Raw genomic sequence first — 21,766 nt, 5'->3', positions numbered from 1 at the left:
CTTCCACATTGTTACGAAAATTCAGGGGTGTTGAAGCCTTACGATTTTCCACCTGTTTAACCTTCCTTTGCCTTGGTTTTACGGCAATATGGCTTGCCGGTTGTATGCCGGGAAGAACTGTACGGTCTGCCGCCTTTTGTCCGCCTCCGCCACCGCCTCCACAGTGTTTGCCAGAAACATTTAACGGCACCATCTACGATACGTCGATTGTTGTGAATAATAAGCAGTGGTTTATCCAGCGGGTTATCGGAGCCGCAACACGAACAAACGAGTGGGCACTGCAAACTCGTGGCTCCGCTGGTATTCTTATCAGGGGGAATACCCCTGCCCTTGCCGAGTATGTAACCGTGAACCGCCCTTCTGCAACATCGATAGCTGCATCGCCTCTGACTATTAGTCAATCCGTTTATATTACTGCAATTGCTGACACAATGATGAGCGGTGATGCTTCGGTACAACAGGCGGTGTTTACGAACGGTGTTTTGAGCAGGCAGCCACTACAGTCTGATTCTGTTAATTCATTTATTCATTGGGACGGACATCCCACCGTTAGCAGCAACGGGAAGATATTGGTGTTTGCTTCAGACCGACCCGGAAGCCTGGGTGGTACAGATCTGTGGTGGAGCGCTCTCATTAATCAGGCATGGTCAGCTCCACAACCGCTGGGTGAAGGTGTGAATACACCGTGCGACGAACTATGCCCTCAGTTTGCGGGTGATTCAGTGCTTCTCTTTTCATCTGCCGGACATTCCACGGTTGGCGGTTATGATTTGTTCGCAGCGCCAGTATCCGTTAACGGAAGTACTGTCACCATTGGTAAGCCTTATAATCTCGGAAAACCGGTTAACACACCGTTCGACGAGATGTTCCCGGTCTGGGCAGACGCTCAGACATTATACTACTCCAGCGATCAGCCTGTACGGGGTAGTACATCCCGAAAAGACTTCGACGTTTTTGTTCTCTCGATGAAAACGCAGGGCACACGGATCGAGCGCGAGGTGCACGTTGTAACTGAAGACGCAGAAGTGAACAATCAGAAACCGGCAGAACCGGCAAAAACAGTTGTTGTTGCAGGCACAGTAATCCGCAACGATACAAAGGAACCCGTTTCCGGTGCTGATGTAAAGGCTACAAAGCCCTGGTCGGAACAGGTGATATCACAGACCCAGACAGATACAGCCGGACGCTACGCACTGAACCTTCCCGAAGGCGAAACCGTGAATATTACTGCTCAGACGCCGGAACTGTTTTTTGATAAGATCAAGGTTACCGTGCCCAAGGCATCAAACAACGATACCGTAACGATATCAAAGCCCCTTTCAATCCCGGTGACAATGGTGCTTCGTATTAATTTCCCTACTGCCATTTTTGACGCACCATACCAGTACACTCTGGATACCAACGGAGTTGATACTGACGTTACATGGAATGCAGCTCTTCAGACATTAGTAAACAACATTAAATTATCAGGATCACGCCTTAAACGCTTAGTCCTGATTGGTCATACCGATGATGTTGGAACGGATGCCAGCAACATAACGTTGGGAAGGAACCGCGTAAACTTTATCATACAGCAGTTAGTAGCCAGTGGTGTGAACCCGGAAATCCTTGAAGGGCGGACTGCCGGCGAATCACTTCTCCCGGCCCGACGCCCCGGAGAGAGTATTGTTCTGTGGCGCAAACGAGCCCGTCGTGTAGAGCTCGTAAAGGTGCTTGAGCAATGAAACCATTCACTGCCTGGAGACTTGTTTTATATTCAATTGCTTTTGTTACAATCGCAGTTGCGGGCTATATTGCCTACTCACTTTCATCAGGCGTTCCTACTCTTCAGCAACTCGAAAATCCCCGCCAGGATCTGGCAACTCAGGTATTGAGTGCCGATGGCGTTGTCCTGGATCACTTTGCAACAACCAGGCGCACCTATGTTCCGTATGACAGTATTCCGGACCACTTTGTCCATGCCCTGATTGCAACCGAAGACAGAGCCTTTTACGATCACTGGGGCGTGCATGTAATGCGGATTATAAAAGCGGCTTTTAAAAATGTGCTTTCACTGCGCACAAAGGAAGGCGCAAGCACAATCACGCAGCAGCTTGCCCGAAACCTGTACTTCACCCAGGAACAAACACTGGCACGAAAAATCCGGGAAGCATGGACAGCACTACAGATCGAGCGCACCTACACCAAGGAAGAAATCATCGAGATGTACACCAATGCCGTCTATTACGGGAAAGGGGCTTACGGCTTGCGTGTAGCAGCAAACACGTACTTTAAACGAGAACCAATGCAGCTTACTGCAGCTCAGTGTGCGTATCTGGTTGGACTGTTTAAGGCACCGGAACGGTATAATAATGATGACAGTATTGGCGTACAACGACGCAACCTTATTCTTGAAATGATGAAGGAACAGGGCTTCCTTTCGGAAAGCAGCTATGCACAGGCAATCACCGAGCCGCTTGTTAAGGTCAGCTCTACCGACAGTTATCGTGGAATCGCACCACATTTTGTTGAGATGATTCGGCAGGAATTAACGCAGGACGAAACCTGGAAGCGCAGACTCGATGGATATGACCTTTACCGTGACGGTCTTGTAATCACGACTACCCTTAATGCCCGGATTCAGAATTACGCCAACGAATCCGTTGCAGAACACCTGATACAATTCCAGAAAATGTTTGATGATTCATGGTCGTGGAAGTCCAACAGAAATACTCTTCAGAGCATTGTCAGCAACAGCATTCGGCAACGGTCAGACTATATTTCGGCCGGTAAAGAAGACCGGTCGAAAATGATGAAACGATTATCGTCCAGCCGACGATATATTGACAGCATCAAACACCTGGCTCAGACAATTCAAACCGGTGTTGTAGTGCTGGACAGCCGCACCGGAGCCATTCTTGCTATGGTGGGTGCTTCGCCGCGGGCAATGAAGTTAAACCGTGCATCAAAATACTCGCTCAATCACGTTACTCAGATAAAACGTCAGCCCGGCTCTGCTTTTAAACCGTTTCTGTATGCCACTGCTCTGGAAGCAGGAATAAAACCCGACTCAACGATTGAAAGCGGTCCCTTCAGCATCCACCTTGGCAATGGCCAGGTGTGGGCTCCACGGGGCAGCAGTAAGGACGGAGGACCAATGACGCTACGCCAGGCATTAAAGATGTCGGTTAACTCCGTGGCAGCCCGACTCATAACACAAGTTACTACTCCGGCCGACGTTGTTGACATGTGCCGCAGGATGGGTATTACAAGCACACTTCGTGCCGTGCCATCAATTGCTCTGGGCGCTGTTGAAGTTAGTCCGCTGGAACTTACCGCAGCCTACATCCCGTTTGTTAACCAGGGTCTGGCCATTGAGCCCGGGTTTATTACAAAAATTGAAGATAAGCGCGGGAATGTACTTTGGGAAGGAAAACTGCCACTAAACGTTACTGATGCTATCTCGCCCCGGATAGCCCACACCATGACGAGCATGCTTCGTGGTGTAGTTGACGGCGGTACCGGCTCACGAGTTCGGCAGTTCTTTAAGCAGCAGGCTGCCGGTAAAACCGGTACAACCAACGATTTTGCCGATGCATGGTTTGTGGGCTACACGTCACAGCTTGTAGCCGGTGTTTGGGTAGGATTCGACGACCGACGCATTCACTTTACCACGAACGACGGACAGGGCGGCCGGGCCGCTGCGCCTATATGGGGTCGGCTTATGGCCCACATCTCCGCCGATCAGGTCCTTCCGTTCCAGCGAAGCGTTTTCTCGCTGCAGGCTGCCTCGGCCGATACGGTACTGCCCATAGATATTGTCAATCCACCAGAAGAAAAAAGCTCAACAAAACAGGAGGCCGACAGTGCAGAAGTCCTACACTAATTCTGGCAAACCGTCACCGACAAGTTTTAGCCGGTACCCAAGCCCCTTCCAGGCATCACGAACACACAGGACGGCTGTTTTGCTCATGATACTAAGCATAGGTCTGATAACGGCGTGTGGGTCCATTAACCGCGTTGAGCGCGACCGCTTTACACATACGATTATTGACACGCTTACGGCCAGCGAGGTAAAGAACCAGCCAAACTCCCGTCCCGAAGGTATCATCTACCCGTCATCACGGACGGTTACTACCGAGCGTGCCCTGCTTCAGTTTGACAGCGTTGTAACGCGTGAATACCCAGCCTTTATACGCCTTGCACTGTTCGAAGGCGTTGGCATGATAGGTACTCTACAAACGGGTAATAGCACCCTGCTGGGTTTGTTTGGCATTTTTCCCGAAGTAGATGATATCCTTTTTGGTGATCCCACCACAATCCCTGACCGTACGCTATTCACCGGTCAGCAGCTAAGGCTGGGTATCGGTGAATGGAAACTTGATCTGTTCAAGGATGATCCAAACTGGACGTACGGCCTAACTGCATTTGAGCAGATTTCTCCCGATGATGATGTTGAGAACACACTCACCGGCGTTGGTACTTTTTCAGTTAGAAAACGGTGGTATCTCAGAGATAGGATTCCCTATGTTGCCATTACTCCAGGACTGCACTTCACTGCTATGCCTTCGTCATACGTGCATGCCAACGTGAGTGCCGATGTTGGAAGCATTGCCGGGGTTAACCTTCGACTTCAGGCAGGATACGTATTTGGTCAGACTACCCTTATCGGCGGCGATGCCCGGCTGGTAAGCTTTCCGTATCTGGGTGTCGGCTTAGGAATGTTCGACTTTTTAAATCGCGAAGAAGAACTCGAGGTTGAATGGAAAAACCACGAACATAGCGGCTGGCAGCTTTCGGTTCTTGACTTTGCATTTCTTGGGTCAAGTGCTGATAGTTCGTTTTTCTCTCGAAAAGACCCTAAAACGCAGACCGAAAATCCAATAAACGGTTTTACTGTGTCTGCACTTACAGCCAAACTTGCCTTACCGTTTGCCGACTACAGGTTTTATGCGGGCACGTCACTTTTGAACTTTACGGTTGCGGGTATTCGTGAATACACTCTTGGTGTCCTGCCAATTCAGGTAGGCTACCGGTGGAATCCCGGCAGTGGTAAACTTGCCATTGACCCATTTGTGGAAACTGCCTTTGCTCCGTCACGTTACCTACAGGCCGGTGCCCGCGTCATGCTGCCAATTGCCGATCAAACATCGCTACAGGTTGTTTTCGGATATCTTAGCGGCAATACCGGATCAGAACTCTTAAAAAATCTTAGCGACAGAATACAAACCAGCAGCAGCTTCAGCGTGTTCTACATTGGTGTGGGGGCCAGACTGTTTGACAGGATATTCTCACGAGATGAGCTGCGGTATGGCAGGGGGCTTCCGCATGAGTAATACCATGCCTGCATCGGTTCGGCACATGCCTGCCGTTACATCCATCAAGACATCAAAACTGGTGCTGGGTGCCATCGTTACTGTGCTTCTGCTGAGTGGTTGTAACCGGCGTGTTTTTCAGCTGCAGTCTGAAGACTACACGCTGCTGGACGGACGAATCCTGAGCAATCCCGATTCGGTTTCACTGCCGGCTCTGAACCGTGTTGTTGTATCATGGCCTGCCAGGATTGCCATCCGGAACCCGCAGATTACCGATGGCGAGCTGAATACAGTTATGCGCTTTGTTCGGGGCAACAATGCCACAGTACGGTTACGGTCAACCCCATACGATGATAGTACCGGCTCAAACCCCAACCCAATTACTATCGATATTGATGGTTCGCTAACAACACTGCGTTACCGTGACAAGTCGGAAACCCGAACTACAAATACTGTAGCCCAGCCGTTTGCAATCAAGTACGCATCCTTAGGCAGGTGGACCGATATTGAGGTTGGTTGCACTCAATTCCCCCGCTTCCGGAATCACACTCCTTCCACTCAGTGGATCCTGGTTGCTCCGGGGATGGGTAGCAGCGTTGAAATAACAAATCTTAATATTGTCGGAGTTGAACCCGAAGAATAGCAATCATTAGTGTCAGGCTTACCACACCAGCCTGTCCAATGCCTTACTTGCACGTGCAAAAGCCTCATCCACTGTATTTGCCGTTACGGTAAGGTGTCCCATTTTACGTCCCATTCGCACCTCCTTCTTCCCATATAGGTGAAGAACCACATCATCAATTTTCAGAACATCCAGAATGTTGTCGGGAATACCGTTACCATTACGCTCACCAAGCATGTTAATCATAGCGGCTGCAGGTACCTGCATTGTTCCCGCTCCTAAAGGCAGATTCAGAACAGCACGAACATGGTTTTCGTACTGACTTACGTGGCATGCTTCAATCGTGTAGTGTCCGCTGTTATGCGGACGTGGCGCTATTTCGTTAAAAATGATTTTGTCATCTGGCGTTAAAAACATCTCCACACCAAACACCCCGATACCTCCAACGGCTTCTACGCAGGCTAAAGCAATTTCCTGAGCCTGTTTTTGCAGGTGTTCCTCGATTGGAGCGGGGGCTAAAACCGTAACGCAGATATGGCCTTGCTGAATTGTCTGCACACACGGATACACAGCAGTTTCGCCCCGCTTGTTTCGGGCAACCATGACTGCAAGTTCTTTTGCGGCCGTGACAAAACTTTCTGCGTACAAGGCCCTGGGCTTACCGCCACCCATGAACCTGTTCCAGGCGATGTCAATTTCCGATTCACGGTTTACGGTAGCATTACCGTGTCCGTCGTAACCGTGTGTTCTGGTTTTCACAACAAAAGGGTATCCGTACTGCTTTCCAAAGGCGATTAAGTCTTCACGATCAATAATTTTAGCAAAGTGCGGTGTGGGGATACCTATACCTGCAAATGTTTGTTTCTGTGTGAATTTATCGCGGACCAGACGCATTGTTTCAACGGTTGGGTACAGTAATCGTTTTTCTGCAAACTTTTCGAGCACCTCGGGCGGGATGAATTCGTTTTCAAGCGTAATCACGTCCGATGCTTCAATAAACTGCTGTACCGATTCTTCGCTGTCCCAGCCACCGGTAAACTCAAGCTTCGTAAGCATTCCTGCCGGCGAGTTGGAAGCATGCTCGATAATTGCAACCCTCAGCCCCATGCGCTGTGCAGCCTGTGCCGTCATTTTTGCCAACTGACCGCCTCCAAGTATTCCCAGTGTAAGTATTTCGGATGGGTTATAAATAGATGGTAACATATTTTATATTTATGATGATGAACGAATAGTATGAGCTCTGGTCCCTTACCAGATGATTATGATTCAATAACAACAACGGCCAGGCCTACGTTATCGGTATGTGAGAGTGTAACGTGAATCGTTTTGTTTGACCAGCGCTCATGCATTGCACCGAACAGCTCGATGATGGGCAGTCCTGATTCCAGATTTCGAATACCAACAAGTTTGAATGCCATTCCCCCGGTCATGCCGGTTCCAATAGCTTTCGAGAACGCTTCCTTGGCAGCGAATCTGGCGGCGTAATGCAGAAAGCGGGTTTCGCCAAAACGTTCGCAGTAGCTGATTTCAGTGTCGGTAAATATGCGTTTGCAGAACCGCTCCCCGTACTCGCTATAAGCGTGTTGTATTCGGGCAACTTCTACGATATCAGTACCAATTCCAATTATCATCAGATTCTCTTGGCCTCAGCGTGGTGGTGAATGTGTATTGCGTTTATTCAGAAACCGCTCTACTAACTCCGATACAGCCTTAACTGCTGTATGCCTGATGGACTGGTGAGCGTACGGCGTTAGGACTGTTTGGTTTGGGTTAATTTCTACAAGATACGCACCATGGTTTCGGGCATCGTACGGGAGCTGCGCGGCAGGATATACTTCGGCACTTGTGCCAATACAGATAAATACGTCGCATGTACGGGCTGCTTCGGTGGCTTGTTCAATCGCTTCAACCGGGAGCATCTCGCCAAACCACACAACGTTGGGACGCATCAGGTCACCACACCGTATGCAGATTTCAACATGCTTGTGTGCATCGGTAAGCCAGCCGCAGCCGTTACACCGGTTTTCAAGGAGGTTGCCATGCAGTTCTACTACATTGCGCGATCCGGCCTGCTGGTGCAGTCTGTCAACATTCTGTGTGATCAGCGTAAGCTTTGGAACATGCTGCTCCAGCGTTGCCAATGCCGTGTGTGCCCGGTTTGGCGTCACAGAGTCAATAACATGCAGACGGTATGTGTACCAGTCTCTCACACGCTCCGGGTTTGCCAGGAATCCGTCCATACTTGCCAGCTCCTGCGGCGAAAACTTTGCCCACAACCCATCGGGATCCCTGAATGTTGCTACGCCGCTCTCTGCACTAACTCCGGCGCCGGTAAGTACGCAAACATGCATTGCGTCACAGAGGTGTTGTATCGTTGTTTCTGACGGCATGCAGCCACACCTGCTTAATGCTGACTCTCAGCATTTTCCATTAACAGATACGCTTTTATCAGTTCGTCAAGGTCGCCGTCCATCACACTGTGAACATCAGTTATTTTAGTTTCTGTCCGATGGTCATTGACCATGGTGTACGGCTGAAACACGTAGCTGCGAATTTGAGAGCCCCATTCAATCTTTTTCTTTGTTCCTTCGATGGCCGCTTTTGCAGCTTCTTCTTCTTCGCGACGTTTCTGATACAAGCGCGACTTAAGCATTTTCATGGCACGTTCACGGTTTTGCAACTGTGAGCGCTCTTGCTGACAGCTTACAACGATGCCTGTGGGGACGTGTGTAAGCCGGACGGCAGTTTCAACTTTATTTACATTCTGTCCTCCCTTACCACCAGACCTAAACGTATCCATTTCAACATCTGCAGGGTTGACTTCGATTTCTACGTCGTCATCTACCTCGGGGTACACGAATACCGATGCAAACGAGGTATGGCGGCGTGCATTCGAGTCATACGGACTTATCCGTACCAGCCTGTGTACGCCATTCTCGGCCTTCAGGTAGCCGTACGCATAGGCTCCGCGTATTTCAAGGGTACCACTCTTGATGCCTGCCTGATCGCCTTCCAGCTCATCGGCAAGCAGCACCTGATATCCGTGCTGATCGGCCCACCGGGTGTACATACGCAGCAGCATTTCGGCCCAGTCCTGAGCTTCTGTTCCTCCGGCACCCGCATTGATGGTGAGGATGGCATTCCGGTTATCGTCCGGGCCCGACAGAATCTTTCGCAACTCCAGTTCATCAACAGCCTGCACGGCATTTTCAAGTTCGGTGTCGATGTCGGCCTCCATCGAAGCATCGGCGGCTTCCTCGGCAAGTTCTATCAGGGCCCGTACATCTTGAGTTGCGCTATTGGCGCGTTCCCAGGTTTCCACCCAGTCTTTTAAATCGGCCTGTTCTCTCATGAGTTTCTGGGCTCTCTCCTGGTCATCCCAGAAGTCGGGTGCCTGCGACAGCATGTCGCGCTCGGCAATCAGATCGCGCTTAGCATCAACGTCAAAGGAACCTCCGGAGTTGTTCCACGCGTTCCGAAAGCTCTTCCAGTTTTGATTTTTGAATATCGAACATGTTCAAAAATACAAATGGACCTTCGGGGGCAAGGTGAATCGTGCTACAGAGCCTGCCGGCAAGCACGTATGCTCCGTCATCATTGAATGTGAGGAGGCTTGACCAATATTCCGTTTTTTTCAGACTGCTTTAGTCCGCTACGCCAGTGCTTGATCGACAATCATCTTTTATAGTTCCTGATTTTCCATCCGAAGTCGTTGAGTCCCCGGATCGTCATTGCGAACATTGCCCGACGGTCCCGCTTCTCCCAATACCTAGCACTTCTTCTTCCAGTCATGAATCCGGATTGCCGATACACCTTGTTTTCGGCTTGTCTAGGCTATCCCGGATTGTTAAGCCGGGATAGCCAGTTTTATTTCTTTACTCCTGCGGCGGTAGCTTCCTATCTGATACTCAATGTTTGTGAGAAATCACGATTAGGAGTCCGGCTAAGGTGATTAGAGGACTAATAAGGAAGTGCATAGCCGTTATTTGCATCATCTGATTGGAGCAGGTGGAGTCACCCCCCCCACATAGCTGGGAGAGTATGGTTCATAAACAAGCCCTTAGTGTGCGACAATCATTTGCACGATGGATATTCCATTAGTGGTAGAGAGTCGAACTGAGTACGTACCGGTAGCAAGGTTTTGAACGCTGAATGGGATCTCGTGGTATCCAGGGGTATCGCTCACCACCGGAATATCAGCAACCGCGTTACCTACCATGTCAAAGACTGTGAGCGTAACTCGCTCGTTTGTCGTTTGACGGTAGCGGATTAGCACATCTCCAGCAGTTGGATTTGGAACAGTTTGATATAGTATTGGCTTGTAATGTTCAGCGTCGCCACCTCCACCAATGCCAGACACAACGGTTTCGAGTCTCACCCTACCGGTAGCCAATGGCTTTGAGCTTTCATTATAATAGATGATGTCTAAGAACACATCCTTCGCCTGTGGTCGGCGCGACTCAACAAGTAGTGATACATTGAACTCGGATGATTCTGTTGAATGGGGCGCAGCAAGGTCAAGGTATGCGGCTATGCTGCCGACACGAATGTTTTCGACAGATATTTCGTTCTGGTCAGCTCCTACAGATAATATGGAAACCAATCCAGAATCCTCTGTACGGACACGAAATCCTATTGATCGTACTTCACCGACATCAGGCCTCCTTGAGAGCGTTATAACATCTCCAAAGCGCCTAGTGCCGCTGTCCGGAGTTATTCCACCAATGTCGCCAAGGGTTGAAACATCACCAGGGAAGATATCTTGTGGGCAATCATGTAGATTTGGACGCGCACACCAATCTATGGTTTGTTCACATTCTCTGCCATCGCAGTGAATGATAGTGAACTTCACCTGACCACTCCAGTCATATTGATATTCGATGAATAAAGAGAAGTAAATTGGTGAGAAACTAAATGGTGCACCGGTGGGAATATTTAACGAGCCGGCCTGAGGACCAGGGCTTCCGGTAGCAAAGTCCCAAAATACCATCTGCGACATACTCGGAGTTCCACTATTATTCACAGTCCACGAGTGATTCTGCATAAAGCTATGTAGAGCAAATTGGGATGGTGGGATAGGAACGATAATATGATTGTTAATGATATCATTTGGAATATTGTTGGCAGGTACAAATGTACTAGTAATGAAATCTACTTTTACCGCACAAATTAGTGCCGGGGGCTGTATGTGATTCCATATCGTAAAGTCTAACCCAGATCCAAGTATATTCCCGGTATTACTATTCAGGTAGGGAGCAAAGGCGGAAGGATGAACTGAAATCGAGTCACACCGTGTTGCAACGGGGGGTTGGCAGTGGAAAGTTATCGTGTCCTCACAAACGGCACCATCAACATGTACTACCTCCAGTTCTATTGTCGTTGTTCCGGCAGAGGGGGAAACCTCCAGATTTAGCCAGAAGCCGGCAGCGTTGCAATCTGGCAAGAAGTCAATAGTGCCTTGGGATGCCGGAAATGCAGGCACTGCGCTAAACGAACTACACCACCCTAATACTGATGCACCATCAATACTTCCACCAATAACCCGGTAATTAATTTTATCTATATCACTGCCGTTAACTTTGTGTATATACACTCTTCCGGTACAGCAGAGTGAGTCGAACTCAACGGCTCCAATCTCATCGCCTTTACACAGTGCGGGTGCAGTAGTATCACCGTGTTCTGCTGCGATCCTCCACATCTGATTGCCAGTAGTGCTATCATCGTACCGCCAACCAACATATATGTTGTTACCGAGAACAAAAGTCCTTCCACTATTCAACTCTACAGGAAAGTTTAGTAGGTTATTTGACGGGAATGGAATCCAACTCCCCATGGCTTGCCCAATACTTGGTGGATCGAAGGCATAGAGCGTTTGCTGAGGTATATTCGGTGAATGACATTCAGTTCCCAATCCAATAAAACCAATAGCGTTCGAGATGCCAAGAACCGTCTGGCCCAGTACTGTACCTCCAGTTGCCCATGTCCTTGCTCTGTTTGTAGGGGACAATGGATAGTTAGCCATTGGGCTCCAAACACGCGATTGCAGATCAAAGCGCCAGAAGCCATTTGAGCAACTGCTGTTGATCCCACTCACTCCAACGTACAGGTAGCCCTGATTCCCACTCGTAGGGTCTTCTCCAAAGCCCTCAACATAGCCGGAAATGGCAAAAGGATTAGGACCCGACGAAGCCAGCTCGGTCCACGTCCCCTGCGTTCCACCTGCTCCCGGACTATATTCCCACACATCGGATGGATTCCCGCCGGAATTCACTCCGCCAACTACATAAGCCCTATTGTTAACTATCATAACGGCCGGCTCAATTCTCCCCCGCATAAGCTTGGGCAGATCTTGCATTTGTTGCCAAGTGTCGAGAGCTGGATCGTACCTCCAAAAGTCAATAAAGTAGCTGTTTCCACCGCTACTCCCCGAACCTACGTAACCATACCCTCCAAGAGAAAAGGCAAATGCACCAAGCCTTGGGCGAAAGGGAGGGTCACTCAGGCGTGTCCATGCATTGGTTGTGTGACTAAACTTCCATAGTTGTTTACTTAATATTGTATTCGTGGTTGTAGCTCCTCCGCCTACATACGCTATGTTATTTAACGTGAAAACGTGTTGAAAGGTACGACCATCGCCAAGATATGGTGGTGCTGCCTGCCAGTATAGCGTTTGGGCCGAGAGAGATGTTTTAATGATAATGACTACAATTAACCATATTATCATCTTGTAATATGAATGTGACCTTGCCATTTTTGAACTCCCTAGTTTTGTGGCTTCTACGTGAAATAATTGTGAGTGTAGTAATACGCTTGAAAACCGCTTGAATATGTAGACTGTATAAGTCTGCGCTAGATGCTCGGAATCCGATCTCTATTGATGTAGTTCCTTTCCTACATGACCGTATAGACTATGTAAAGCTGATGTCTAATGGCATTTGATAGGTACAAATGCACATCTGAGGGGCGGTTAGACTGAATCTCAACTGTAAGTCGATCAATTTCATTAACTACTTGAACAGGAATAATCGTCCCTACACCACAAAGCTATCATTGAGGATATTATCTATTCAATACTGGGGTATACTTGTTCTTTTTAATTTCTGTAAATCATTAACCTGAACAGCTTAGCATACTAACATCAATAGTGAACTGTTTCACACAAAACAGGACATGCAAGAAAAAGTTCTAAGCATTAGATTGGTGCTGCTTTCACATCATAAGGAGCAGCAATGTCAGAGAAACGACAACGGCGACACATGAGTGCGGAGGAGAAGGTCAAGATCCTCCGTGTACATTTAGAAAAGAAGCGACCGATATCGGAGCTGTGCGAGCAGTATGGAATCGATCCTGGTCAATTCAGCCAATGGAAGAAAGCCTTTTTTGAAGGTGGAGTCCAAGTATTTGCCACTAGAGCTGGTCGGCGGCGCAGTCCCACATCAGACGAGCTACGGGCACAGAAATCCGTCATAGAGATCAAACGTCTTCAGGAAGTTGTCGCCGAATTGGCGGCCGAGAACATTGAGTTATAAAAAAGGACTGGCAGATCATGCGAGGAGTACACCTACCAGGGGAAGTACTCCGTGATGTTGTGGCAACGGTGGAATCGCTTCGTGAGCGCACACGCCTTTCACGCCGCTTGCTTCTGTCGTGGGTTGGCATTGAGCCCAGTCGGTATCAGCGGTGGCGGCAAGCATCCTTTCAGGCGGCCAATAGGCGTGAGCAGCAGCGTCCATGTTCGTGGAAAATTCTACCGCAGGAGCAGGAAGCGATCTTAGCGTATCACGATGCCACCATACGTGAAGGACGGCGCCTGAGCCACCGCGTGCTCACCTACGAAATGATTGATAACGACATTGCAGCCTACAGTACTTCTACAACGTATCGCGTGTTGAGTACGGCAGGCAGGATAAGCTCACGGATGTCAACCGAAACCAAGAAGGGAACAGGGTTTGTCCAGCCGAGAAGGCTACATGACCACTGACACATCGACATCAGCTATCTGTGGGAGTTCGGCTACCGGGCATACCTGTTCTCTGTACTTGAGGGCAAAAGCAGATACGTACTACATCACCGCGTTATGAGGAGCATGACAACTGGAGATGTCGAACTCGTCCTACCACCAGCACGGAGATGTATCCCGATGCAAGGCCTGGCTTAGTGAGCGACAATGGAAGTCAATTTGTCGGCATTCAATTCAAAGGCTACATCGCAGACTGCGGTTTTGAACACCGTCGCCCTTCCGTGTGCTATCCGCAATCCAATGGTACGATGAAGCGTCAGTTCCGCACGACTAAGGAAGAACTACGACAGCGATCCATCATCGACGTTGATGACTTCACTGAGCAGATCAGCAACGTTATCAACGACGACAACACAAAGAGGTATCACTCAGCTCCTGGCTATGTTACACCATTGGACGTGGTCCAAGGTCGGGAAGATCGGATTAAGCATCAACGCCGCGAGATACTCGATGAAGCGCAAGGTAGACGGAAACAAAAAAAACACAAATACTCTAATAAGGCATGTCATGAAATTACTTCGATATTTAACTTGGACAACCTATTTTAGCTTAAACAGTCACCATCCTTAAATTCATGACAGGGGGTTTAGATGACCAGTGACCATTATGGAAGTCAACTGAAGTTATTATGGTTAGTAGCTGAGGCTTCAAAGGCAATCGAGGTCAGTAACTTCGATAAGGCTTGGAGTAATGCCAGCCAGGCACTCAGGCTCATTACCGATGATGGTCTTTTTATAAATGGATATCTTGCACTGGAAGAACAAGGGGGCTACTCACTTTCGCTACGTTGCTACCGCATAATGCTCCGCGCTGCCTTGTTTCAAGGAAAGGCCGACGAAGTGCAGCAGCTTTTACAGAAGGCAATGCAAATAGCACAAAGTAGAAACAATGTTAACGAAATTGCCGACGTTTATAGCGATTCCAGTATCATGCATATTATGAAGACGGAATGGAAAGAAGCACTTGTTTATACTTCGAAGGCACTGGACATTTATAAACAAACGAACAATAAAGAAGATCTTGCTAGAGTGTTGGGAAACTTAGGCATTATACAGCTAAACCAAGGCAACCTGGAAGATTCTATGACGAATTTTAACGAGGCACTGCACTTGGCTACTACTCTGGGTAATAAGCACCTTATGGCAAGCATGCACTCTAATATAGCAAACGTATATAACGAATATGCAGACTACAATGCAGCCCTTAACAGTTACTTACTTTCCTTAGAAACATACGAGTCGATTGGCTATCGAATGCAAATAGCCGGATTGTTGGGAAATATTGGTCAGATCTATTACTACATGAAGCACTACCAATCTTCCTATGAATTCCACAACCGTGCCCGGGCTATAAACGAGTCGCTCACAGCGACTACGTCGTTAATACTTAACTACGGCAACATGGGCAATTGCCTTATTCAGTTAGGCAAGCGTCAGCTGGCGCATGAATACATTGACAAAGCAATAGCCTTAAGTGATTCAGTGGGTGCTGCGTCAAGGACAGCAGCTCTACTAGGAATAAAAGGAATGGCATACTTTGATGACCAGAAATGGGAATCAGCACTCTCGTGCTTTTTAGAATGGTTACAATGCTCAGAGAAAGCCGGTATGCAAACTGAGCAGATGAATGCTTGCCTCAATCTAAGCCTTTTATTTTGCAATGCAGATTCTTCACTTATAAATCTTAGCATGGCAGAGGAATATGCCAAGAGAGCATTAAACCTTGCCAAGAGCAATTCAAATCTTGCCGGACTAATTGAGGCATTACGAACACTTGCAAATCTCTATGATAAAAGAGGTGATTACAAGGAAGCTCTGGTAGCGTACAGAGAATTCCACGATAGGTTTGTTGACAGCCAGAACGAAAAGATCAGGTTTCAACTGTCCCGGCTTTACCTAGAGCGACGCTTAAGTGAATTGGAAACTAAAAGGAGTACCGAGAAGGCTAGGTATGAAGTTGAATTAACATCACTACAGCAATTACTAGACCAGCAGAGACGCGAAATTGAAAATTCAATAAAGGAATTGGTAAGCCGGAATAGTTTGCTTCATGAGATCGCTGCCGACGTTGAACATCTAACACCCTATATCCAAGGAAACGGCATTGAAATCCAGCAGCGTTTAGTGGGAAGATTAGGACGTAATATTGCAGCACTTCAGAATAGCGATGGGGTGGGCATCAGGTGGGATGACCATCAGCCTTTTATGTCCGTGCTGAAAAAACATTATCCTTCGCTATCTCCGATGGAAATCAAAATTGCTGCACTTCTACGCCTTAACTTAACATCCATTGATATCGCACAGGCACTCTTCCTTTCTAGGCGTACAGTGGAATACCATAGGTTAAATATTAGGAAAAAGCTGGGGCTATCCAAGGCTGATGACCTGCATGTAGCACTTTATACTCTTTCATAATAGCACCTATCTCTGTATGACATGAGATGGTTGTCTCGGAAATTATCCCCCACGCGCAGGTATTCACTTCACCCATCACAAGCCAAGATTCTGCAAATCAAAGCGGGATAATATGGCAGCCTAATTTAGCATCAACGTCAAAGAAACCTCCGGAGTTGTTCCACACGTTCCGAAAGCTCTTCCAGTTTTGATTTTTGAATATCGAACATGTTCAAAAATACAAATGGACCTTCGGGGGCGAGGTGAATCGTGCTACAGAGCCTGCCGGCAAGCACGTATGCTCCGTCATCATTGAATGTGAGGGGGCTTGACCAATCCCCCTCATCAGTACGTGTTCACTATTTTGAAACTATCAGCTTAGATGAAACAACAACCTCACCCTTGCGGGCAGTAACCACATACACTCCGTCTGCAAACACACAGTCCGACTTTGAAAGCATCACTCTCGCAGTCCCTGTTGCCGATGGAGGTACTGTACGCGAAAGCACCACCTTGCCCGTGACGTCTGTTATCGTTAGCTGTGCACCGGCACTTAAAGCGCCACTCAGTTCAACCGACAGTGCATCGGTTGCCGGATTGGGCACCATTCGAATTGATGCAATCGTTGAGTTCTCATCGTTAACATCAGTCGTGGTTTGCACTGTTCGTCGGATAATGTTGTCACGTTTATCATACTCATAGTTCACAACTAATCGCTTAGCCCCTTGCGTAAATACCACTGTTGATACCCTACCTAAATCATCGTACAAAATATCTTGTCTTGTTTGAGCACCTGCTGCGATTACAAGCAAGGTCAGAAGACCGGCAATGCAAATACAGTTCTTCATCATTTTCTCCTATTTTTTATTCGGGGTAGTTGTGAGTGGTGGCGTTACATGAAGAGGCGGAGCAGGTGTTGACTTTATCGTTGGCGGAGCAGTAACCGGTGGCCCGTCACCAAAGAAGAAGTCAGCAAGAAGTTCATTGGGGTCAACGAGGAATTCAGCACAACCCAGTTGGATGATAGGGTTCAAATATCCCCCTGTACTAGAGCCCCATACCTTTCTGTTGAGGAATTCCTTATAGTCAAAAAACGGATTAAATACTGCATCAAATAATCTGCCGTGTGTTCGAGCATAATCCAGAAAGTACTTCCTCCCGGCGTCGTTATTTGATTGTTCAGCAAATTGGAAATCAGAAACGTATGAATTATGATATTTATCCTCTTCAGTAGAAGCCCGAGCAATTCTGAATCCTTCCCACTTCAGCACACTTGTAGCCGGAGGTGTGTACTCTGCGGACATAAAAGGAAAATGATCTTCAACGTCATTTAAAGGGTGCGCAATTTTGAGTCCTTCCCGCTTCAGCATATCCAGCGCTGAAGATGATTGCATTCGTAGGACGGCCATTAGTTCTTCCTGGAATATTGCACGCTCACTTTCCATATCAACATGACCACTTACGTCGATAGGCACTGGCTCGTCACCGCCTACCTTCCCAAAACCGAACTTCTTTTCAAATGCACCCTGAAATTCATCACTCAGTTCCGGCATGTGTGTTTGTCGCCCGTCGAGTGTTAAATGTAAGCCGCCCATGGTTACGATGCCGTTGGATCCACCGAAGCCCAGCGGATACTGTTGGGCTCCTATCTTTTCACCAAACGGAGTGTACCACAACGGCTCATCATACGTACCGTCCTTATTACGAACAGCTACTATATTCCCATTTCCATCATCGATAAGATACTTGCCGTCGAGCTTTGTAACATCACAAACTTGATAATTCGACTCTGCATAGGGGAAGGTTAGGAAAGCATAGTCACTATTAGCAATCTTATAGGATATTGCTGCAGGTGTATGGGAGTATGGGTCAAAGTAAAACTTCACAGTCTCAGCATTGTTCTTAATAGAGTCAATCTTGCCAAACGCATTATAGATTATGCTGAAGTCCTTTCCGTCCCTTGTGAATGAAGAAATACCGCTCTGACCATACTTGATATTGGTGATACCTAATGACGGAGCGCCCTGTAATCGGAAACGGCTATCGTACTGTGCTCCCTCAACCAGGTTATCCTGTGTGTAATTCACGGTGAAGTCAGAAAATGCCTGGTCCAGATTCACATTGTCACTACGCGTGACTGAGCTTACCCGACCGTTGGTGTACGCATACTCCATCCACCATCCACCCGAGTCTTCAATGCGTTGTATCTTACCATCGGCTGTGTAAACGTAATTAAGAGTTGATAAATCGGGATAGATATAACCTGATTTCAACCCCATATCGTTATAACGCATTTCCGTTCTGCCACCCAGGAAGTCAGTTACTGCCGTTGGTCGTCCGTTGGTGTATTCATAGGATGCCAGCCTTTTGTTATTGACGTCAATTTGTGTAACCTGCCCGTCTGCGTTGTATGTTTTATGAATATTACCGGCATCAGTAATTCTGCCAGCCTGATCGCGACCAATGGGAGCACCGTTCATTGAATTCATCAGGCCACTCAAGTCATAGGTAAATGTATTGGCTTCACCCCCAACAGTTACCTTGGTTAACCGGTTCTGCGAATACTCATACGTATCGGTCGATTCGTCGGGCCAGGTCACCTTTTTAACCTTGCCTAATGCATCATATTGTACGACCATTTTCTTTCCGGAAGGGGTAGTGTATTCCGCGTATCCGGCACTGAAACTGCTTATTCTCCAGGTGTTATCCTCGGCATCCGTCATTGTGAGGTCAACAGACCGCATCTTATCATATTCCATTGTGTAGCTAAGCCAGGGCAAACCATTCCGAGTTATGTCAACAGTTTTGTTGTTATTGCGCTGACCATACGAATACGAGAGCCCTGTTGGAAGTTGGATTTCACCAAGACTTCCGCTGTTTGTCCAGGTATAGTTCGTTGCCAGCCCCGACGGTGTTATGACCTGAGTCCGCCTGCCCATGTTATCTGATATTATATTTATTGCAGGGATTCCCGGCATAATAAAGGATGTTGGGATACCCTCATAGTTGTATTTTGCCGAATACGATAAATCATTGGGGCCGACAATGGTATTTGGGCGCATATCTGAATCTCTGTTCACCTGATACGACCGTCCATTTCCGAAATCAATTCCCGATAAATAAGGCCCTGTCCAGGTATAGTTGGTCAGTGCGCCACCGGGCTTTGTAATCTTCTCCAGCATACCCTGCAGATTATACGAGAACGATGTGATTCGGTTTTCACCGTCGGTAATTGCTGACAGCAGACCATCCTTATCGTAGGCGTACTGTACATGTTGTGTTCCCCACTGCCAGCCAGTAACGGCACCCAGAGTATTGGTTTGAATCGTCATTGGTGAACCGGTACTGCTTGTAATCTCTTTTAATGTATTATCGGTATTGTAAGCATAGGTATAACTGGAGCCATCAAACATGGTCAGTCGCTTGAGCATACCGTCTAAATCATATTCGTAGCTGTTATCAACTCCTGCTGACCGTACATGCACTGGTTTTGACGTGAGTGGTTGGTAGGTGAGTTCGGCGCTGTACCCGTCTGACCGTATGATTTGTTTAACCATATCGGTTACCGGTATAATGCTTGTTGTAAGGCCATTGACGACCTCGATACTCTCAATATCAGCAATGTCTAAATCATTTACAGTGCGGTTACGGTAATTGATTGTGTATCCAGTGTTATCGGGATACCGTACGGAGGTCGGCAGACCATCAATGAACGTCCGTACTGTTTTACCACCTCCCATGTCGGTTATTTCAGACCGATTGCCTGCAGCATCATATACAAACGTTGCCGTGCCGCCGCCGGCACGTGTCAGACTTGTGAGTCGGGCATCGGCATCATGCGTGTGCCTGGTTGTTTTCCCGCCTGGGAGAGTAATGCTGGTAGTTGTTCCAACTTGTGAAAAATTGACGAGGAACCCACCAAAGTCCTGCGTTTGAACCTTCCCTTCGGAGTCGTACGTTACAATCATTGGAGTGCGGCCTTCGGGCGTAGTCCATTTTGTTAGTAACGACGTACCCGGAGCATACGTGTATGTTGTAGCATTACCAAGTCCGTCCGTTGCACGTGTCAGTAGTCCGTTGGTGTAGTCATACAGGGTTGTTGTCCGCCCATTGGATGCCGACACTATTCTGCCAACACTGTCGCGCGCAAAGGTGAGCCCCTTCCCTGTTGGTGTTGATATTCCGGTAATCCATGCCCCGGTCCAGGTGACAGTGTTTTTATATCCTGCAGTATTACCAATGCTGAGCAGGCGGCCGGCGCTATCGAATTCGTATAACCGGTCGGCCGCTCGATCAAGCAACATCCAGGTATTGTTGTTGGGGCGCGATAGTTGGTAGCTGCCGGTTGTTGGCCAGTCAAGCACCCACTTCCCGTCAGCCTGCCTAAATCGGATATTCAAGCCGAGCGGGCCCAGAATGTATGCCTCACCGTCACCAGAAACAAGTGTCCAGTCAAACGGATGACTCCATCCGGGACCGAAGTCATGCACCTTAGGTCTGATAGTTTGCAGCGATGACAAGTAGTCGCGTTCCAGCGATACACCAATATCCGCATTTGTAATCACGTCAACGGGTGCGGAGACAATAACCTCACGTGTAGCGGTAATTACCGGATCGCTGTCATAGCCACTGTTAGGACATTGAGCGCCACTCACCGGAGGGGGCGGAGTAGTATGGTTAGATGCGGTTGGAGCCTGCCCTTCGCGTACCAAAACATAGTCACTGCCGGCCGACTTATCATCACATGAACGCCAGTCAACTCGCACGACGGTGGTCTGGCCGTTGTTCTTTACCTTATCGATGGTTACAGCAACCTGAGTACCGGCAGTGGAAACAACTGTCCAGGTGTCCGGCGAAACAGTAACTGCATCTGTTCTGCCACTAACCTTTGTAACCTTAATGCGAAAGCAGCAAGACTCCTTGGGTGTTGAATAGCTGATTGAGCCGCTATTTCCGGTGCCTAAGTAAATCACATCGCCGCTTGCCGTTGGCCTGTCCGGGCATGCCGCACCCGGGCATACGGTAAATGTATTTTCAGCCGTTTGGGTTCCGTTGATATTATCCAGGCCCTTTGCCGTTAACTTGACACTATAGGTTTTGTTTGCCGGCTCGGGCGCTGTCCATTGGGATACAATCTCTACCTGCTTTGACCCGCTGGGTGCCAGAGTGTGTGTGCCAATTGAATCCTGCACTACCGGGGTACTGCCGTCACTAATGACTATGGTTCCTTTTATACCGTTTATTCCATACGTGGTGTTTGTATTCGATAAAACAACTGAAATGGTTGGCTTATCACCGACGCAGGTTTTCGAGATACTCGAGATTGTAACATTGAGTACGCCGGCCGCTGAAAAACCCGTACCCAGCATAATTCCGACAATTACATTCAGCAGCAATCTCAACGCAAGCCCAGAATACAGACCATCGAACATACTGC

General features: G+C 48.2%; 15 protein-coding genes. 8 read left to right on the top strand and 7 right to left on the bottom strand.

Features of this window, described 5'->3' with window-relative positions; all coding sequences use genetic code 11:
• Positions 1-8: 8 nt before the first annotated feature.
• From HRU79_06890 to HRU79_06875, 4 genes are all read left to right on the top strand, one after another.
• Positions 9-1,724, top strand: coding sequence for a PD40 domain-containing protein (locus tag HRU79_06890; GenBank protein ID QOJ26391.1), 1,716 nt, complete (start codon positions 9-11; stop codon positions 1,722-1,724).
• Positions 1,721-3,865, top strand: coding sequence for a PBP1A family penicillin-binding protein (locus tag HRU79_06885; protein ID QOJ26390.1), 2,145 nt, complete (start codon positions 1,721-1,723; stop codon positions 3,863-3,865). Before HRU79_06890 ends, HRU79_06885 begins: the two co-directional genes overlap by 4 nt.
• 85 nt (positions 3,866-3,950) lie before the next feature.
• The gene (locus tag HRU79_06880; protein ID QOJ26389.1) at positions 3,951-5,315 is read left to right on the top strand and encodes a hypothetical protein; all 1,365 of its coding nucleotides are present in this window, start codon (positions 3,951-3,953) and stop codon (positions 5,313-5,315) included.
• Positions 5,308-5,937, top strand: coding sequence for a hypothetical protein (locus HRU79_06875; GenBank protein ID QOJ26388.1), 630 nt, complete (start codon positions 5,308-5,310; stop codon positions 5,935-5,937). Before HRU79_06880 ends, HRU79_06875 begins: the two co-directional genes overlap by 8 nt.
• 18 nt (positions 5,938-5,955) lie before the next feature.
• On the opposite strand, the gene HRU79_06870 is transcribed toward HRU79_06875, so the two are convergent.
• The 5 genes from HRU79_06870 to HRU79_06850 all read right to left on the bottom strand — a co-directional run bounded on the left by HRU79_06870 (position 5,956) and on the right by HRU79_06850 (position 12,667).
• Entirely contained in the window at positions 5,956-7,119 is a 1,164-nt protein-coding gene (locus tag HRU79_06870; GenBank protein QOJ26387.1) for a 5-(carboxyamino)imidazole ribonucleotide synthase, read from the bottom strand.
• 56 nt (positions 7,120-7,175) lie between these two features.
• Entirely contained in the window at positions 7,176-7,547 is a 372-nt protein-coding gene (gene acpS, locus HRU79_06865; protein QOJ26386.1) for a holo-ACP synthase, read from the bottom strand.
• Positions 7,548-7,562: 15 nt separating this feature from the next.
• Positions 7,563-8,306 (bottom strand): NAD-dependent deacylase, encoded by a 744-nt coding sequence (locus HRU79_06860; GenBank protein ID QOJ26385.1) that lies wholly within the window; start codon positions 8,304-8,306, stop codon positions 7,563-7,565.
• Between the two features lie 14 nt (positions 8,307-8,320).
• Positions 8,321-9,424, bottom strand: coding sequence for a peptide chain release factor 2 (locus HRU79_06855; protein ID QOJ27287.1), 1,104 nt, complete (start codon positions 9,422-9,424; stop codon positions 8,321-8,323).
• A 552-nt stretch (positions 9,425-9,976) separates the two neighbouring features.
• Complete coding sequence (locus tag HRU79_06850) at positions 9,977-12,667, bottom strand: T9SS type A sorting domain-containing protein (protein ID QOJ26384.1); 2,691 nt, start codon at positions 12,665-12,667, stop codon at positions 9,977-9,979.
• Positions 12,668-13,145: 478 nt separating this feature from the next.
• Here HRU79_06850 and HRU79_06845 point away from each other — a divergent pair, with 478 nt between their 5' ends.
• The 4 genes from HRU79_06845 (at position 13,146) to HRU79_06830 (ending at position 16,350) form a co-directional block, all read left to right on the top strand.
• Positions 13,146-13,445, top strand: coding sequence for a transposase (locus HRU79_06845; GenBank protein ID QOJ26383.1), 300 nt, complete (start codon positions 13,146-13,148; stop codon positions 13,443-13,445).
• 17 nt (positions 13,446-13,462) lie between these two features.
• Positions 13,463-13,897: a hypothetical protein gene (locus HRU79_06840; GenBank protein QOJ26382.1), complete on the top strand. Its 435-nt coding sequence runs from the start codon at positions 13,463-13,465 to the stop codon at positions 13,895-13,897.
• Positions 13,898-14,046: 149 nt separating this feature from the next.
• Positions 14,047-14,484 carry a transposase gene (locus HRU79_06835; protein QOJ26381.1) on the top strand — a complete coding sequence of 146 codons (438 nt, stop codon included), beginning with the start codon at positions 14,047-14,049 and terminating at the stop codon, positions 14,482-14,484.
• 42 nt (positions 14,485-14,526) lie between these two features.
• A complete protein-coding gene (locus tag HRU79_06830; protein QOJ26380.1) occupies positions 14,527-16,350 on the top strand; it encodes a hypothetical protein in 1,824 nt (607 codons plus the stop codon).
• Positions 16,351-16,688: 338 nt separating this feature from the next.
• On the opposite strand, the gene HRU79_06825 is transcribed toward HRU79_06830, so the two are convergent.
• Both HRU79_06825 and HRU79_06820 read right to left on the bottom strand, forming a co-directional pair.
• Positions 16,689-17,180: a T9SS type A sorting domain-containing protein gene (locus HRU79_06825; GenBank protein ID QOJ26379.1), complete on the bottom strand. Its 492-nt coding sequence runs from the start codon at positions 17,178-17,180 to the stop codon at positions 16,689-16,691.
• Between the two features lie 6 nt (positions 17,181-17,186).
• Positions 17,187-21,731 carry an RHS repeat protein gene (locus tag HRU79_06820; protein QOJ26378.1) on the bottom strand — a complete coding sequence of 1,515 codons (4,545 nt, stop codon included), beginning with the start codon at positions 21,729-21,731 and terminating at the stop codon, positions 17,187-17,189.
• Positions 21,732-21,766: the final 35 nt, after the last annotated feature.

It is taken from the genome of Ignavibacteria bacterium, from assembly GCA_015709655.1.
GTDB lineage: Bacteria > Bacteroidota > Ignavibacteria > Kapaibacteriales > Kapaibacteriaceae > OLB6.
This window is presented reverse-complemented; position numbering and strand designations above follow the sequence as displayed.

Bases quoted from the DNA above. Each gene is read 5' to 3' on its own strand.
- HRU79_06835 (QOJ26381.1), top strand. From the start codon at position 14,047: ATGTATCCCGATGCAAGGCCTGGCTTAGTGAGCGACAATGGAAGTCAA.
- HRU79_06875 (QOJ26388.1), top strand. From the start codon at position 5,308: ATGAGTAATACCATGCCTGCATCGGTTCGGCACATGCCTGCCGTTACA.
- HRU79_06860 (QOJ26385.1), bottom strand. From the start codon at position 8,306: ATGCCGTCAGAAACAACGATACAACACCTCTGTGACGCAATGCATGTT.
- HRU79_06845 (QOJ26383.1), top strand. From the start codon at position 13,146: ATGTCAGAGAAACGACAACGGCGACACATGAGTGCGGAGGAGAAGGTC.
- acpS (QOJ26386.1), bottom strand. From the start codon at position 7,547: ATGATAATTGGAATTGGTACTGATATCGTAGAAGTTGCCCGAATACAA.
- HRU79_06825 (QOJ26379.1), bottom strand. From the start codon at position 17,180: ATGATGAAGAACTGTATTTGCATTGCCGGTCTTCTGACCTTGCTTGTA.
- HRU79_06830 (QOJ26380.1), top strand. From the start codon at position 14,527: ATGACCAGTGACCATTATGGAAGTCAACTGAAGTTATTATGGTTAGTA.
- HRU79_06885 (QOJ26390.1), top strand. From the start codon at position 1,721: ATGAAACCATTCACTGCCTGGAGACTTGTTTTATATTCAATTGCTTTT.
- HRU79_06850 (QOJ26384.1), bottom strand. From the start codon at position 12,667: ATGGCAAGGTCACATTCATATTACAAGATGATAATATGGTTAATTGTA.
- HRU79_06880 (QOJ26389.1), top strand. From the start codon at position 3,951: ATGATACTAAGCATAGGTCTGATAACGGCGTGTGGGTCCATTAACCGC.
- HRU79_06870 (QOJ26387.1), bottom strand. From the start codon at position 7,119: ATGTTACCATCTATTTATAACCCATCCGAAATACTTACACTGGGAATA.
- HRU79_06840 (QOJ26382.1), top strand. From the start codon at position 13,463: ATGCGAGGAGTACACCTACCAGGGGAAGTACTCCGTGATGTTGTGGCA.